The organism is Ruegeria sp. YTSA226 (assembly GCF_059609905.1).
Genome location: NZ_JBXWMQ010000009.1, coordinates 1 through 15,030, shown reverse-complemented (window position 1 = coordinate 15,030; position 15,030 = coordinate 1). Strand labels below are relative to the sequence as shown.

The following is a 15,030-nucleotide window of genomic DNA, read 5'->3' as shown; positions in this document are numbered from 1 at the left end:
AGTGTCGGCCTACATTCAGACGCTGTCGGGATTTCATACGACCTGAATCCGGTTTAAGGTCGCGCAGATCAGGATTTAGGTCCTATGACAGACGAAAACGGACCCCCCTGATGCCAGTTCTACCAATCCCAATGATTACTGCCCTGCTGCTTTCGGGCTTTCTTTTACATCGCTTTCTGACCCGCAAAACCCATCCCACGCTTTTGGTCCTCATCGGATGCTGCGCAGCACAAAGTGCGGTTATCGCGCTTGTGCAATATTATGGCTTTACGGGTCTCAGGGTCGTTCAGCCCATTCTTGCGACTGTAATTGCCGCATCCGCGTGGCTGTCCTTTCGTCAGGCCTCGGTGGGTTATCTGCGCAGACAGGACTTGTATTTGCATGCGGTAGGTCCGGCCCTTGCGATAAGTTTTCTGGCAACCCGACCCGAAGCGCTGGACGTGTTGATCCCCTTTCTCTTTGCGGCATACGGTATCGCCATCGCGTCTATGCTCTTGCGCGGCGAAGATTGTTTGCCCCATAGCCGCTTAGAAAACGGGCGCATGATTGTTTGGGTTTGGCGTGTTCTGGCCATCGCTTTGATCGCCTCAGCAGGCAGCGACATATTCATTGCAGTCCGCCTTGCATCAGGAGACACCGAGGTCTTGCTCTGGCTGCCAAGCCTGTTTTCCGCAATCACATTGCTCATATTAGGGGCGCTCAGCCTATCGCATGCAATCGAAAGCCAGAGCATTGGTTCTGACACGCGCGATGCGTATTCCAAGCAAGATAAAACCCGTGACACCGCTATTGTCGAAAAGCTCGACGCCTATATGGAAACACATAAGCCATATCTCGATCCCGATCTCACACTGGCCCGGTTGGCCCGAAAGTTGCAGGTTCCAGAAAAGCAGCTTTCAAGCGCAATCAACAAAGGCAAAAGCGAGAATGTGTCTCGCTACATCAATAGGCATCGGATATCTCACGCTTGCACCGTAATGAAGACTGGAAAATCGGTGACCGAGGCGATGCTGGCCAGCGGGTTTAACACCAAGTCGAACTTCAACCGCGAGTTCTTAAGGGTGATCGGCGTCAATCCGCGTCGCTGGTTGAGGTCTCCTGTGGAAGTGCCCGATGAAAGGGTCAAAACCTAAGACGTTCTGGTGTACCAAGCATCCTTGCCACAGCTGCCGAACCTTGATTTAGGACATCGGCGTCAGAGCCGTGAAAGCCGTCAAACAGTGAGAATCCGATCTCTATTCTGTTTTCTGTCAGCATGATTATATTACTATCAGGAAAAACTGATGCTATGGTAATCCGAATAGAATTGGGTATTGCGCCGCGCCTGCTTGCAGAACCGGTTTGGACACGTGTAGCAAGACGTTGAAAGAATGAAATTGAAAAAACGCGACAAAGAAATGGCAGCAAACCTGACGCAGGACCCACATTCCGTTCGTTCGGGTGACAGAGAGAAAGTTCTTGAAGTTGCCATCGGCCGCGAGGTTCGTGCCTTTCGCAAACAGCAGAACATAACGGTCGCAGAGCTGGCCCAGTTGACCGGCCTGTCGATTGGCATGCTGTCCAAGATCGAAAACGGAAATACGTCGCCGTCATTGACGACTCTGCAATCGCTGGCGGATGCGCTTTCGGTTCCTTTGACAAGCTTTTTCCGACAGTTTGAAGAACGCCGCGAGGCGGTTCATACAAAAGCAGGAGAAGGCGTCGAACTGGAGCGCGAAGGAACACGTGCGAACCATCAGTATAACCTGTTGGGACATATTGGTGCCAACGGATCCGGCGTGATCGTAGAACCGTATCTGATTACCCTGACCGCTGAATCAGATGTGTTCCCAACTTTCCAACATGGCGGGATCGAGACGATTTACATGCTGGACGGTGAGGTGGATTACCGCCACGGGGACCAGATTTACCCGCTAAAACCCGGCGATACCCTGTTCTTTGATGCAGATGCTCCGCATGGGCCCGAACGGCTTGTCAGTCTGCCGGCGCGGTATATATCAGTGATCAGCTATCCGCAGACAAACTGATCGGTTTGCGCAATAAGAAATCTGTGGGTCTGTCATAACCTTCGCGACTGCCCGTGCTTACGATCGTGAACCCCAGCCTCGAAAATACGCGATGGTTTTCAGTAAGTTCCACGCGTGTTTCCAGTTCCAGCGCAGGTAAGCCAAGCTCTGCAGCACGGCGTGCAGCATGATCCACCAACCTGCGGCCGATACCCTGACCCCGCAATCCATCCTTCACCGCAAGCTTTCCAAGGTACAAACTGTCGGGCTTGGGCGTCAGAAACATACACGCGAAAAGTGGCCGCCCAACGGCCCAGATTTCGCCGCCACCCTGACAATGCGCCTGCATTCCTTCCACGTTCAGACTATGGATAGAAGACGGAGGGTCGATCCGGGCATCCATGTACTGAAATGACGCGCGAAGCAGCGCAAGCACGTCATACAATGCAAATTCGTCACTCGAGATGAGCCAAGGCGCTTCGACCGGATCAATCATATGAGTTGAGAAATTTCGCAAGTCTCGCTTACTTAGACAAAGGTGGTTCCGTTTCCAAATCCGGCCAGATCCCCGGAGACGTGGGCAACCCGTCGTCAAACTGGCTGAGATAGTCCAACATCATGGGGCGGTTATCGATGAACCCTTTATAGGTTGCCAGCTCGACCGGCAGGTCCCGGATGACCCGATGCAGACGACGGCCCCATTTGGGTACGGTCATCAGGTCCTGAAAACTACACAGGTAGCAGCGGATCGGGAACACCAGGGCGTTGGAACGCGGTAGGCGGAAAAAGGTTTGCAACTCGACCCGCAGATACTGTTTGTGCGCTATGTTTTCAGGTGTCAGCGTCGTCTTCTGGATACCCCATTTGTGATAGTTTTCCGGGCTGGTATCCAGCAGCGGATTCACTGTCATAGTCCAATTCAGACGCCGTGCCGGGGCACCCTGTTGAATGTTCAGCAGGAATTTCAGGGCGCGTTGGAAAATGCCCATTTCATGGGCTTTGGGAACCGGCGCGTGCCATTCGAAAAAGTTCATTCCGATGTCAAAATCCAGGCTCCAATCCGCTTGGGTCGTCACCATTCCCGCGTCCATCCACAGCATCTCGTCACGCTGATCCAGCACGGCGAAATCACCCTGTGCCTGACGTGTGATGTATTCCATCGGCCCGTACGGAAGCGTGGTTTCGTCCATGAAGGTAAAGCTGTGATCAATGCCCATCGGTTTGTTGACCCAGCGCCACTGGTTCCCATTGCGATGCAGTTCGAACAGATCGGGATAGTCTTCGGATTTGCTGACCATGATCAGCTCCAGCAAGTCCCAACCGGCCAAAGTCATATGCGGCAGTGACTGGCAGCGCAACGGATCCTGATCCAATACCATGGCGCGGTCTTTCATCTCGGACACATAGTGTTCGTCGACGTCGAATCGCATCTCGTAGACCGATCCTTTGGGCCCGCCGCGATGCTGTTCCATGTTGACCGAATACATATAGCTGTCTTCGTGAAACGGAAACGGAAAGCGTTTGATCGCCCAGTCCGAGTTGTGAAACGTATAGTCATCGCGGAAGGATTCGTCGTTGAATTGAATGGTCATGTTGGGCCTCCTCTCAACGGTCCAGCACGAGGGACTTGCCCTCGAAGCGCGATACACAGGGCATGATTTTCTTGCCCGCGGCCTTTTCTTCGCCGGTCAGCCAGTGATCGCGGTGAACGAAATTACCTTCATGGTCGAGCACAACGGTTTCGCACTGACCGCAGGCCCCTCCGCGGCACAGATACGGTGCGTCCACGCCTTCACGTTCGATGGCCTCCAGCAGGCTTTCGTTTTCACCCACATGAATGACCTTATCCGATGCCGCCAAGCGCACCTCGAACGGTTTGCCGGGCTGAGGCGCCAGGAACTCTTCGTAGTGCACGCAATCTTCGGGCCAGCCTTCGGCGGCAGCCGTGTTTCGGACCCAGTCGATCATGCCCTTTGGACCGCACACATACACATGCGTTCCCAAGGGTTGCCCGCTGAGCAGATTTTTCAGATCGATCGCCTGGCTCTGATCGTCATAGTACAGATGGGTTTCGTTCGGATGCCTGTCTGTCAGTTGCTCAGCATAAGATGCCAAGGCAGTGTTTCGGCACGCGTAATGCAACTCCCAATGCCCGTGCAGCAATTCCAACTGTTTGATCTGCGCCAGAAACGGGGTGATCCCGATGCCACCGGCCAGAAACAGATGCTTGCGGGCGCGCAAGTCCAGTGAAAACAAGTTGACCGGATAGCTGATGGTCATCTCGTCGCCCAGCTTGACCTGGCGGTGCATGAACAGCGACCCCCCCCTGCCCTCATCATCGCGTCGAACCGAAATTGTATAAGATGACTGATCAAACGGATCCGACATCAACGAATAGGGGTTAAGCCGTGTAATGGCACCATCCTGCATTTCGACCACAGTATGTGCCCCGCCCGAAAAGGTTGGTAATGGCGCGCCGTCGATACGTTCGAACCTGAACCGCGTCACCAATTCGTTCAGCGGAGTGATCTCGGTCACCTTGACCTGAATTTTCTCAGCACCGCTCATTCGTAAATCCCCTTCGACTCGGGCACATTACCATGATCCTCGGCGTCGATACGGACGCCCTGATAGGCGGCAAGACGGCGTGAGTAGTGATCGCGCACAAACAGGTTTAGGCCGCAATGTGAACAGACAAACGGGTCAATCTCGACGTCTTCGGTGATGCCCTTGCAATGCACGCATTGCATCCGACGGGCGACCGATCCGCGATGTTCGGTCTGAATCGCCGTGTGTGGCAGACCCACAGCCATCACTTCATTCATGGCCTGCCCCATCATGCCTTCGGTGCCGGTCAGGTAGACCTGCAATCCCATATGCGCGTCCTCCAGAACCCGGCGAATGCGCGTCAGAGACGCCTCGAAAGACGGGCCTTCATAGAACTGAGCAGGGTTCAATGCCCTTAGCTTTTCTGCGAAATCCGTGCCTTTCGGGATATAGATCAGATGGGTTTTGGCCATCAGGTCAGGTGTTGCGATATCGAGAATGGCTTCGGCCCCTTCGGCCTCGGCTATCATGAGATGATGTTCGCCCTGGCGAACCTCTAGCGCGCCCCAGACCGGGCGGCTTGCGATTGACTTGGGAAATTCGAACTTTGACATTGTGCCCTCAATAGGAAAAGGGCGCCACGGTGTGTCCGTCGCGCCCCCTGAAATTCAGCCCTTTGCGGTTCTGATCGATTTGTCCTGATCGTAGAACGGCATCTCTTCCGCAGTTGCCGTTATTTCTGTCCCATCGCCGTTGCGCACCGTCAGCTTGGTGCCGGGTGATGCACATGCGACCGGCATCCGCGCGATACCCACATTGTGACCATTGATATCAGAATACATGCCGAAGGTGACAACGCCGACTTTCTCGCCGTTTTGCAGCAGATCCGCGCCTTCATCCGCCGGCGTCGTGCCGTTCAGTTTGACGCCATAGATCTTAAACCGCTCTTTGCCTTGCGATGCATAGTGGTTCTCGGCGCCGATAAAGCCGGTTTTTCCAGGTGAGACAGTGAAATCCAGGCCCAGTTCCCACAGTGTATCGCCGCAGGTATCGCCATCGAACGGATAGGTTTCGGAATTGTCGCCGGGGTAAAACAGCAGGTAGCTTTCGGTGCGCAACAGGTCGAGCGTCGAGAACTGGACCGGGACGATGCCCATATCCTTGCCATCAGCCAGAATGCTGTCCCACAAGTGCACGGCGTGCTTGGCCTGACAGAAGATCTCATACCCGCGCTCGCCGGTATAACCGGTCCGTGAAATCATCACCGGGCAGCCATATAGCTTGGTCTGCATGATGCCGAAATAGGCCAGATCGCGAATTCCGGGGATGTGCTTAGCCAGGAAGTCTACAGCCACCGGGCCCTGCAGCGACATGTCATGCATGTCATCATCAAAGATGACCGAACAATTCTTACCCGCCGCCACGGATGTCAGCTGCTCCATTCCGGTGCCTGTGCCATGCACCACCAGCCACGTGTTCACCGACAGGCGATAAATGATGCAATCATCAACAAACTTGCCTTCGGCATTCAGGATCGAGGCATAGGTCGACCGTCCCGGCATGATCTTTTCGACGTTCCGCGTGGTGACACGATCAATGACATAGGCGGCATCCTCACCAACCACGTGAACCTTTTTCAAGCCGGAAACATCCATAAGACCAGCTTTGGTTCGAATTGCTTCGTAGTCAGCTTTGGCACGTTCAGGGCTTTGGTCATAGAACCAAGCAGTCCCCATCCCGTTCCAGTCTTCAAGCTCGCCGCCGATCTGGGCGTGGCGTTGCGCAAGGGCCGACGTCCTCCAAAGAATGGCCATGGTTCGGTTCTCCCGTTGATCGTTTTTGTTGCCCATATTGAGGCCGATGTTGGGTTGAAAATCAACACTTGTGTGCAGAATTTTTTCCTGTTGGGAATATTTGCCTGCAATTTTTGCACCCTAAGAACATTCGAGAATATTGATATTTCTTTTCTTTATCTGTGGCTTAGTGCGTTTTTTGACGTGTGAGGACATACATCAAGCACAGACCTTAAAGATGTTTGCCCCACATATCTATTGACAGGTCGCCAATGAGATTGTCCCCTTAGTATACAATTATTCCCAGCAGGAAATGCTTCGCAGAAAGACCTCCTGCTGCAACAACAGGGAGACTACGAAGTGGATGGCAATCTAAATGCACTTACGACGGTCTTTACCGAGTTTTATTACTGGGTAACGGTCGTCTTCATGTTCCTCATCCATGTGGGCTTTTGCATGTACGAAGTCGGCGCCAGCCGGGCCCGTAACCATATGCACACATTGATGAAAAACATCATGATCATCCCGCTGGTGACGGTCACGTTCTTCTTCTTTGGATGGTGGATCTACTGGGCGTTCCCGAACTTTCCGTTCTGGGGCGGTCTCGACACCGAAGCAGGTGCTGCAAATCTACCGTGGGCGAACACAATGGCAACCAATTTGGACGACAGAATCACAGGGGTCTTCTGGGCCGCGTTCCTTCTGTTCTCGTGGACAGCCGCCTCGATCGTTTCTGGTTCAGTGATCGAACGGATCAGGTCATCAGCTTTGTGGGTCCATGCAGTCATGATCGGGTCCGTCTGGTGGATCATCGACGCTGCTTGGGGCTGGCACTATGGTGGCTGGATGGTGCGCATCTTGGGGTATCACGATGCTTATGCATCAGGCGTTATCCATGCAATCGCAGGTGGTTACGCACTTGGTGTGATCATGGTGCTGGGTCCGCGACTTGGCAAGTTTGCCAAGGATGGAACGCCGCGGGATATTCCTCCGCATAATCCATGGTTGCTGACCATCGGTATTTTCCTGATCTATACCGGGTTCTGGGGTTTCTATGCCGCCTGTAACGTTCCGGTAATCTCGCCCGAGGTTATCGACGGTCAGATCGTTGGCGCCACCTGGACTGCAACCAACATCTATCTGGCCCCGACCACGCTGTCGGCGATTACCTTTAACTTCCTGATGTCGCTGTCGGGTGGGTTGATGGCAGCCTATGTCGTCTCGAAGGGAGATGCCTTCTGGACCTTCTCGGGCGGTCTGGCCGGTATCATCACCGCGTCTGCTGGAAACGATTTGTATCACCCGATCCAAGCGATGATCATTGCCGCAATCGGCGTCGTGATCGTCTATAATCTGCACTACTGGGTAGAGCGTCGGTTCAAGCTGGATGATGCTGTCGGTGCTGTTGCCGTGCATGGCTATGCAGGTGTCGTCGGGCTGGTCATCGCGGGCTTTGTCCTGTGGGGCGTGCCTTCGTCACCATATGAAGGTTATGCAACCATCAACCCGATCGGTCAGATCACGGGTGCCGTCATCATGTTCTTTGTCCTTGGGTTCCTGCCAGGCTGGGCTCTGGCGAAAATGCAATCCGCTGCCGGCGTACTGCGCATCCCGGAAGAAGTTGAACTTCAGGGTCTCGATTACGCTGAACACCATGCCTATGAGGACGCCAAAGCTGCCATTATCGAAGCCGATAAAGAAGAACTGGCCGCCCGTGGCGTAGCAGTGAAATGAGGGAGTAAGATATGTCTACGAATGGTTATACAAACTGGGCCGTGGATCTGGCCGAAGTCGGGCCGGTCTATCCCTTCCAAGGTTACGAAGTTCTAATGGTCATCATTGGTGTCGTCTTCTGGGTTGGCTGGCATCGCATCCAATTCGTCCGCGAAGCTGAGCACCTGGAAAAGGCGCGCCATACCGGTGACGAAGAAAAGGTGAAAGCACAGTTGGAGCGATATTGATCCAGCCTTGAATGCTTGCAATGGGCGCGAAAAACACAGGTCGCGCCCATTGCCTCTTAGGAAAAAAACTTTCCTATGATTATTGATGTCCCACTGATTTGTTGGTACCGTCGAATCATAATGAAACACATAAGGAGATCTGCCAGCCATGTGCGGAATTGTTGGATTATTCCTCAAAGACCAGTCTCTTGCGCCCCAACTGGGCAATATGCTGACAGACATGCTGATCACGATGACAGATCGTGGCCCCGATAGTGCCGGTATTGCAATCTACGGCTCTGAGTCCGATGGCAAAACCAAGATTACAGTTCAGTCCCCCAACCCCGAAACGGACTTCGTCGACTTGGCTGATGAGCTAGGCAAAAGTCTTGGCGTGACGGTTGGTCAGGCAGACAATGATACACATGCCGTCTTGGAAATTCCCGCCCGTCAGTTCGAAGCCGCGCGCGCCGCGCTGGCTGAAATCCGGCCGACGGTTCGTATCATGAGTCGTGGCGAAAGCCTCGAAATCTACAAGGAAGTTGGCCTGCCCAAGGATGTTGCAGACCGCTTCAGCCTTAGCGGCATGAGCGGCACTCATGGCATTGGACACACACGCATGGCGACGGAATCCGCCGTGACAACAATGGGCGCACATCCGTTCAACACGGGGTCCGATCAATGTCTGGTTCACAACGGATCCCTGTCCAACCACAACTCGTTGCGCCGCAAGTTGCGCCGCGAAGGCGTTACCATCCAGACAGAGAACGACACCGAAGTTGGTGCCGCATACCTGACCTGGAAAATGATGAATGGCGCCACTTTAGGGGAAGCTCTGGAATCCAGCATTGATGATCTGGACGGGTTTTTCACCTTTGTAGTAGGGACCAAAGACGGGTTTGGCGTCGTACGTGACCCAATCGCTTGCAAGCCTGCAGTGATGGCAGAAACAGATCAATATGTTGCCTTTGGCAGCGAATACCGCGCCTTGGTGAACCTGCCAGGCATTGAAGACGCCCGAGTTTGGGAACCTGAACCGGCCACCGTATATTTCTGGTCGCACAACGACAGTCCCACAACCCACGAAAAGGCCGCCTGAAATGCAGACCTATGATTTAGAGGCAGACGGACTGCGTGGATTGAACTCGTCCCTGCAGGCGCAAAACGCCGAGACCAACCAAACCAGCTGGGAAATTGTAAATCCAAAAGGCAGCCATGCGATTGCTGTCGGACTGGACGCGCCGATCGAAGTGACGGTCAAGGGGTCTACCGGATACTATTGTGCCGGCATGAACCAACAGGCGACCATCAAGGTTCAAGGCTCAGTTGGTCCGGGTGTGGCTGAGAATATGATGTCCGGCCAAGTCATCGTCGATGGCGACGCCAGCCAGTATGCCGGGGCCACAGGCCATGGTGGGTTGCTGGTCATCAAGGGTAACGCAAGCTCGCGCTGCGGTATTTCGATGAAAGGTATCGACATCGTGGTGCATGGCAATATCGGCCACATGTCCGCCTTCATGGCACAGGCAGGAAATCTGGTCGTCTGCGGAGATGCGGGCGATGCGCTGGGGGATTCACTCTACGAGGCACGGCTGTTCGTGCGTGGTTCGGTCAAAAGCCTCGGTGCTGATTGCATCGAGAAAGAAATGCGCCCTGAGCATCTGGATATTCTGAGGGATCTGCTGGACCGCGCTGGCAGCGACGCCAAGCCGGAAGAGTTCAAACGCTATGGTTCGGCTCGTCAGCTTTACAATTTCGACATCGACAATTCCGCAGCTTACTGAGGAAGAAGGGTATGAAAGATATGGACGATCAGATCCCCCGCACCCTGCCGATTCAGTCGGCGACATTTACCAATCCGATCAATGCTGAGATCCGTCGCGCCGCTGCGACAGGTATCTATGACATTCGTGGCGGTGGCGCCAAACGGAAAGTTCCTCATTTCGACGATCTACTCTTTCTGGGTGCGTCGGTGTCGCGCTATCCGTTGGAAGGCTATCGGGAACGTTGCGATACCTCAGTAACGTTGGGCACGCGCTTTGCCAAAAAGCCGATCGAGCTGGATATCCCGATCACCATTGCGGGTATGAGCTTTGGCGCATTGTCCGGTCCGGCGAAAGAAGCTCTGGGCCGCGGCGCATCCGCAGCGGGCACGTCAACCACCACCGGTGATGGTGGCATGACGCCCGAGGAACGTGGCCACTCAACCAAGCTGGTGTATCAATACCTGCCCTCACGCTATGGCATGAATCCCAACGATCTGCGTAAGGCTGATGCGATTGAGATTGTGGTTGGCCAAGGCGCCAAACCCGGCGGGGGCGGTATGTTGTTGGGTCAAAAGATCAGTGACCGTGTGGCCGAGATGCGAACCCTGCCCAAAGGCATTGACCAACGGTCCGCTTGCCGCCATCCAGACTGGACAGGGCCGGACGACCTTGAGATCAAGATCCTCGAACTTCGGGAAATCACTGATTGGCAAGTGCCTATCTATGTGAAAGTTGGCGCCACGCGCCCCTACTACGACACTGCATTGGCAGTGAAAGCCGGGGCGGACGTTGTCGTCATGGATGGCATGCAGGGCGGCACCGCTGCGACGCAAGACGTATTCATTGAACATGTCGGGTTGCCAACACTGTCATGCATCCGCCCTGCCGTTCAGGCATTGCAGGATCTGGGCGTACATCGTGAGGTTCAGTTGGTCATCTCGGGCGGCATTCGCACCGGGGCCGATGTGGCCAAGGCATTGGCACTGGGTGCAGATGCAGTTGCCATTGGCACGGCTGCTCTGGTGGCCCTTGGGGACAACGATCCCAAATGGGAATCCGAATACCAGAAGCTGGGCACAACCACTGGCGCTTATGACGATTGGCACGAAGGTCAGGACCCGGCAGGGATCACCACGCAAGACCCCGACCTGGCTGCGCGTCTTGACCCGGTTGCTGCGGGTCGCAGGCTGCGCAACTACTTGAAGGTGATGGCGCTTGAGGCCCAAACCATCGCGCGTGCATGTGGCCACAATCACCTGCACAATCTGGAACCTGAAGACCTGTGTGCCCTGACAATGGAGGCGGCCGCCATGGCGCGAGTCCCCTTGGCGGGCACCAGTTGGTACCCGGGTAAGGAAGGGTTCTGAACCGATGCTGCGCGGCTCCCTGATGGGGGCCGCGTTTTTGCTTTGAAAAACTAGAATTCAACAGGGAAAGGAAAGCAATCGTGACGACAGATCTCGCAGCTTTCGCAAAAGAAAAAGGCGTCAAATACTTCATGATCTCGTTCACCGACCTGTTCGGTGGACAACGGGCCAAGCTTGTGCCAGCGCAGGCGATTGCCGACATGCAGCAAGATGGCGCAGGCTTTGCCGGGTTCGCCACCTGGCTGGATATGACACCGGCTCATCCTGACATGCTGGCAGTTCCAGACCCCTCATCGGTCATTCAGCTGCCCTGGAAGCCCGAAGTGGCTTGGGTTGCTGGCAACTGCGTTATGGAAGGCAGCGATGTCGCGCAAGCCCCTCGTAACGTATTGCGCCGCCTGATCGACGAAGCTGCAAGCGAAGGAATGCATGTCAAAACCGGTATCGAAGCCGAGTTCTTCCTGATGACACCGGACGGAGAGCAGATTAGCGATCCTTTCGATACAGCTGAAAAGCCTTGCTATGACCAACAGGCCGTGATGCGCCGGTATGATGTCGTGCGCGAAATCTGTGACTACATGCTGGAACTGGGCTGGGGACCTTATCAGAACGACCACGAGGACGCCAACGGCCAGTTCGAGATGAATTGGGAATTTGACGACGTTCTGCGCACTGCTGATAAACACTCTTTCTTCAAGTTCATGACCAAATCGGTTGCTGAAAAACACGGGCTGCGTGCGACGTTCATGCCGAAACCGGTGGAAGGCCTGACCGGTAATGGCTGTCATGCGCATATCTCGGTCTGGGATGCGCCAGGCGATGCGGCCAAGACCAACGTGTTTGCAGGCGAGGGCGACGGCCCGACCGGTGAGGTTGGTCTGGGAGAGCGTGGCAAGCACTTCCTCGGCGGCATCATGAAGCACGCGTCAGCACTGGCCGCGATCACCAACCCCACGGTGAACAGCTACAAACGCATCAACGCGCCGCGGACGATGTCGGGTGCAACATGGGCGCCCAACACCGTGACATGGACGGGCAACAACCGGACTCACATGGTGCGTGTGCCCGGCCCCGGGCGGTTTGAATTGCGTCTGCCGGACGGAGCAACCAACCCCTACCTGCTTCAGGCCGTGATCATTGCGGCTGGACTGTCAGGTATCCGATCCAAAGCAGACCCTGGCAAGCGCTGGGATATCGATATGTATGCCGAAGGCCATAAAGTGCGCGGAGCACCAAAGTTGCCGTTGAACATGCTTGATGCACTGCGCGAATACGACAAAGACAAAGACCTGAAGGGCATGATGGGCGCCGAATTCTCGTCTGCTTTCCTGAAGATGAAGCATCAGGAGTGGAATTCCTTCGTGTCGCATTTCTCGCGCTGGGAAAAGGAAAACACGCTGGATATCTGATCCGGTAAAACTGGAAGACATCGAGGTTGCGGCCTGTGCCGCGGCCTTGTTGTTCATTCACCTACAACGATCACGCCGGGATGTTTTTTCAGTCAACACGCGCCGGGCGAAGATCGCGGCGCGTCTTTTGCACACATATCGTCAAACGGGGATTCCGTTGAAATTGTGCGCCTTTAAGACGGGAACCCAATCCCCGCATTGCACAGCTGCTTTGGGCAGCCCCTTGGTTGTCTGGGAAATCGGAACCATCCCTGGCTTGCGGCCGAAAAGAAGTCAATCAGGGCATGGGCTAAGGGTGCTGTGCAAAAGATGACACCTAAACGACGATATCGCGATCGAGCAAATCTCTATGACGTTCAATACTTAAGACCGGCTTCATCTAATCTGAACGGTTGGTTGTTTGACGACTGATTTCGAGACCCTGCAAATAGCCTATTCTGGGACTTCTTGTCCTTTTTTCCTATCCACCTCGATGCGCCAGTCGGGAACGTCGTTAACAAGCATCAATGCCGCACGTCGCAGGGAGGTTCGCATTTTATCCACCGCCGGGCCGCGCAGTTCACAATCTTCCAAAGCGGCGTCAAAGGTTTCCAGCCAAAGCTCTGCATCGGCCTCGCGAATAGGCACATGGGCATGTATTTCCCGTAAATCCATGTGGCCAAATCGTTCCCGGTAATAAGCTCGGCCGCCCAAAAAACCGCTGAGGAACTCGAACTGTGCTTGCCTTGTATGGTTCAATCCGTGACCCCGAAAATGCAGCCGGTGCAAGGAATACACAGCCGGATCGACCTCCATTCGATCATAAAATTGTTCGACAAGCGCGCGCAGGCTCTCTTCGCCTCCAAGTTGATCCAAAGCCGAGGACATAGTGGATTCTCCGGGTCTCCAGCGCCTAATTTATTGCATAACAGGAATATTAGTTTATCAACAGTGACATCTTGGCGCTGTTGATATCTGGGACCGAACACATGCCAATATGGTCGACACTACAACAATCTTCCCTTACATGAGCGCCCTTGCACTCGGGTTGCTAGCTGCGTTGTGCTGGGGCATTCATGATCTCTCGGTCCGCTATATCAGCCAGTCCGTCAGCGTGGTCGCCTCGCTTATGTTTGTGTTACTCTTTGGTGCCATCCTGCAGATCGGGATGGTTGCAGCCTGGGGCGACATCAACCCCATGTCGGGCAACGCGATGGCTTATGCGATTGCAGCAGGTTTTTTTTACCTCTTGGCCGGGCTCAGCATGTACGAGGCTTTTCATCGGGGGCCCGTGCGATTGGTTGCGCCGCTAGTTGCCAGCTATCCGGTCTTGTCCGTCACCGTCGCAATTTGGCGCGGCTCGACTGTCAGTGCATGGCACTGGTTGGCCGTAATTGCGATCGGCCTCGGAGTATCCATCGTCGCAGCCCGCTCAGACAAAACCGAGACAACCTACCCTGCCCGTGGCCCAACCATTGTCTTGTCTTTGCTGGCCGCAACCGGGTTCGCCGCAGCATTTGCCCTGGGGCAATACGCGGCAGAGATCAGCGACGAATACACCGTGTCTCTAATCGGTCGACTTACGGCAATTCTGGTTCTGGCAGCGATAGCTTTTGCGTCTCGCAAGTCGATTTGGCCCGGCACAAAAGCACTGCCCCTTTTGTGCTTAATGGGTTTACTGGATGCGGTCGCAATTCTCAGTGTGGTCGCGGCCGGTAGGTTGCCCAATGCCCAATATGCATCCGTCGCGGCTTCGGTTTTTGGACTACTGACTGTTGTCCTTGCCTGGGCAATCTTGAAAGAGCGTATGTCACCAAGCCAGTGGCTTGGTTGTGTCGTCGCGTTTGCCGGAATCGGCTATCTCGCGCTCTGAGGACGGCCTTGCGAATTGACGTGCCTGATGGGCTGCAGCCGGGCTGTTTCGCAGGCACTCAATCTCGCCTGAGCGTGGCGGTCCGGATTCACACAACGCTCGTAGTAGGGGGATCGGAGGGAATTGGGAGGCGACACGCCAATGGATACGATCACCATGCACAAGTCGCGATCTACAAGGTCGCCAATACCTACCAAAATCAGAACGGAAAAAAGAACAGCCGCAGTTTGAACAGCGGCGGCCTCGTTTTAAGCCGTCAGGCCTTCTGGTTCTGGGAGTTTGTTTGCGCGGCATGCGGCGGTCAGGGTGTTGGCCAGCAGGCATGCGATTGTCATGGGGCCGACGCCACC

Annotated in this window: 15 protein-coding genes and 1 pseudogene; 9 read left to right on the top strand and 7 right to left on the bottom strand. The window is 54.9% G+C overall.

The genetic code is table 11. The features are described 5' to 3' along the window. Positions 1-110 precede the first annotated feature (110 nt). Together AC2FFF_RS12755 and AC2FFF_RS12750 are read left to right on the top strand one after the other, a co-directional pair. On the top strand, positions 111-1,133 hold the full coding sequence (locus AC2FFF_RS12755; protein WP_281973359.1) for a helix-turn-helix domain-containing protein: 1,023 nt from the start codon (positions 111-113) through the stop codon (positions 1,131-1,133). A gap of 237 nt (positions 1,134-1,370) precedes the next feature. Beyond that, the gene (locus tag AC2FFF_RS12750; RefSeq protein ID WP_185956716.1) at positions 1,371-2,027 is read left to right on the top strand and encodes a helix-turn-helix domain-containing protein; all 657 of its coding nucleotides are present in this window, start codon (positions 1,371-1,373) and stop codon (positions 2,025-2,027) included. On the opposite strand, the gene AC2FFF_RS12745 is transcribed toward AC2FFF_RS12750, so the two are convergent. From AC2FFF_RS12745 to AC2FFF_RS12725, 5 genes are read right to left on the bottom strand one after another with little or no spacing between them, the layout of a single operon-like run. After that, positions 2,005-2,502 carry a GNAT family N-acetyltransferase gene (locus tag AC2FFF_RS12745; protein ID WP_281973360.1) on the bottom strand — a complete coding sequence of 166 codons (498 nt, stop codon included), beginning with the start codon at positions 2,500-2,502 and terminating at the stop codon, positions 2,005-2,007. The genes AC2FFF_RS12750 and AC2FFF_RS12745 overlap by 23 nt on opposite strands. Positions 2,503-2,530: 28 nt before the next feature. Next, the gene (locus AC2FFF_RS12740; protein ID WP_142638490.1) at positions 2,531-3,598 is read right to left on the bottom strand and encodes a heme-dependent oxidative N-demethylase family protein; all 1,068 of its coding nucleotides are present in this window, start codon (positions 3,596-3,598) and stop codon (positions 2,531-2,533) included. Positions 3,599-3,611: 13 nt separating this feature from the next. Next, entirely contained in the window at positions 3,612-4,574 is a 963-nt protein-coding gene (locus AC2FFF_RS12735; RefSeq protein ID WP_281973362.1) for a PDR/VanB family oxidoreductase, read from the bottom strand. Beyond that, complete coding sequence (locus AC2FFF_RS12730; RefSeq protein WP_496692834.1) at positions 4,571-5,167, bottom strand: dimethylamine monooxygenase subunit DmmA family protein; 597 nt, start codon at positions 5,165-5,167, stop codon at positions 4,571-4,573. The genes AC2FFF_RS12735 and AC2FFF_RS12730 overlap by 4 nt, the downstream gene beginning before the upstream one ends. 54 nt (positions 5,168-5,221) lie before the next feature. Next, on the bottom strand, positions 5,222-6,367 hold the full coding sequence (locus AC2FFF_RS12725) for an aminomethyl transferase family protein (protein ID WP_142638484.1): 1,146 nt from the start codon (positions 6,365-6,367) through the stop codon (positions 5,222-5,224). Positions 6,368-6,706: 339 nt separating this feature from the next. On the opposite strand from AC2FFF_RS12725, the gene AC2FFF_RS12720 reads away from it, so the two are divergent. The 6 genes from AC2FFF_RS12720 (at position 6,707) to glnT (ending at position 12,828) form a co-directional block, all read left to right on the top strand. Beyond that, positions 6,707-8,080: an ammonium transporter gene (locus tag AC2FFF_RS12720; protein WP_142638482.1), complete on the top strand. Its 1,374-nt coding sequence runs from the start codon at positions 6,707-6,709 to the stop codon at positions 8,078-8,080. An 11-nt stretch (positions 8,081-8,091) separates the two neighbouring features. Further along, positions 8,092-8,307 (top strand): hypothetical protein, encoded by a 216-nt coding sequence (locus tag AC2FFF_RS12715; protein ID WP_142638480.1) that lies wholly within the window; start codon positions 8,092-8,094, stop codon positions 8,305-8,307. Positions 8,308-8,455: 148 nt separating this feature from the next. Next, positions 8,456-9,385: a class II glutamine amidotransferase gene (locus AC2FFF_RS12710; RefSeq protein WP_142638478.1), complete on the top strand. Its 930-nt coding sequence runs from the start codon at positions 8,456-8,458 to the stop codon at positions 9,383-9,385. A 1-nt stretch (position 9,386) separates the two neighbouring features. Beyond that, complete coding sequence (locus AC2FFF_RS12705; RefSeq protein WP_142638476.1) at positions 9,387-10,070, top strand: GltB/FmdC/FwdC-like GXGXG domain-containing protein; 684 nt, start codon at positions 9,387-9,389, stop codon at positions 10,068-10,070. Positions 10,071-10,090: 20 nt separating this feature from the next. Continuing rightward, on the top strand, positions 10,091-11,419 hold the full coding sequence (locus AC2FFF_RS12700; protein ID WP_142638687.1) for an FMN-binding glutamate synthase family protein: 1,329 nt from the start codon (positions 10,091-10,093) through the stop codon (positions 11,417-11,419). A gap of 80 nt (positions 11,420-11,499) precedes the next feature. Further along, positions 11,500-12,828, top strand: coding sequence for a type III glutamate--ammonia ligase (gene glnT / locus AC2FFF_RS12695; RefSeq protein WP_142638474.1), 1,329 nt, complete (start codon positions 11,500-11,502; stop codon positions 12,826-12,828). A 432-nt stretch (positions 12,829-13,260) separates the two neighbouring features. On the opposite strand, the gene AC2FFF_RS12690 is transcribed toward glnT, so the two are convergent. Next, on the bottom strand, positions 13,261-13,695 hold the full coding sequence (locus AC2FFF_RS12690; protein ID WP_281973364.1) for a group II truncated hemoglobin: 435 nt from the start codon (positions 13,693-13,695) through the stop codon (positions 13,261-13,263). Between the two features lie 139 nt (positions 13,696-13,834). On the opposite strand from AC2FFF_RS12690, the gene AC2FFF_RS12685 reads away from it, so the two are divergent. Continuing rightward, positions 13,835-14,680 carry an EamA family transporter gene (locus AC2FFF_RS12685; protein WP_142638470.1) on the top strand — a complete coding sequence of 282 codons (846 nt, stop codon included), beginning with the start codon at positions 13,835-13,837 and terminating at the stop codon, positions 14,678-14,680. Positions 14,681-14,928: 248 nt separating this feature from the next. Here AC2FFF_RS12685 and AC2FFF_RS12680 read toward each other — a convergent pair. Next, positions 14,929-15,030: pseudogene (locus tag AC2FFF_RS12680) on the bottom strand (bifunctional methylenetetrahydrofolate dehydrogenase/methenyltetrahydrofolate cyclohydrolase); the annotation flags it as partial.

Coding starts and splice junctions, on each gene's coding strand:
- AC2FFF_RS12755 (WP_281973359.1), top strand. CDS start 111: ATGCCAGTTCTACCAATCCCAATGATTACTGCCCTGCTGCTTTCGGGC.
- AC2FFF_RS12750 (WP_185956716.1), top strand. CDS start 1,371: ATGAAATTGAAAAAACGCGACAAAGAAATGGCAGCAAACCTGACGCAG.
- AC2FFF_RS12745 (WP_281973360.1), bottom strand. CDS start 2,502: ATGATTGATCCGGTCGAAGCGCCTTGGCTCATCTCGAGTGACGAATTT.
- AC2FFF_RS12740 (WP_142638490.1), bottom strand. CDS start 3,598: ATGACCATTCAATTCAACGACGAATCCTTCCGCGATGACTATACGTTT.
- AC2FFF_RS12735 (WP_281973362.1), bottom strand. CDS start 4,574: ATGAGCGGTGCTGAGAAAATTCAGGTCAAGGTGACCGAGATCACTCCG.
- AC2FFF_RS12730 (WP_496692834.1), bottom strand. CDS start 5,167: ATGTCAAAGTTCGAATTTCCCAAGTCAATCGCAAGCCGCCCGGTCTGG.
- AC2FFF_RS12725 (WP_142638484.1), bottom strand. CDS start 6,367: ATGGCCATTCTTTGGAGGACGTCGGCCCTTGCGCAACGCCACGCCCAG.
- AC2FFF_RS12715 (WP_142638480.1), top strand. CDS start 8,092: ATGTCTACGAATGGTTATACAAACTGGGCCGTGGATCTGGCCGAAGTC.
- AC2FFF_RS12710 (WP_142638478.1), top strand. CDS start 8,456: ATGTGCGGAATTGTTGGATTATTCCTCAAAGACCAGTCTCTTGCGCCC.
- AC2FFF_RS12705 (WP_142638476.1), top strand. CDS start 9,387: ATGCAGACCTATGATTTAGAGGCAGACGGACTGCGTGGATTGAACTCG.
- AC2FFF_RS12700 (WP_142638687.1), top strand. CDS start 10,091: ATGGACGATCAGATCCCCCGCACCCTGCCGATTCAGTCGGCGACATTT.
- AC2FFF_RS12690 (WP_281973364.1), bottom strand. CDS start 13,695: ATGTCCTCGGCTTTGGATCAACTTGGAGGCGAAGAGAGCCTGCGCGCG.
- AC2FFF_RS12685 (WP_142638470.1), top strand. CDS start 13,835: ATGAGCGCCCTTGCACTCGGGTTGCTAGCTGCGTTGTGCTGGGGCATT.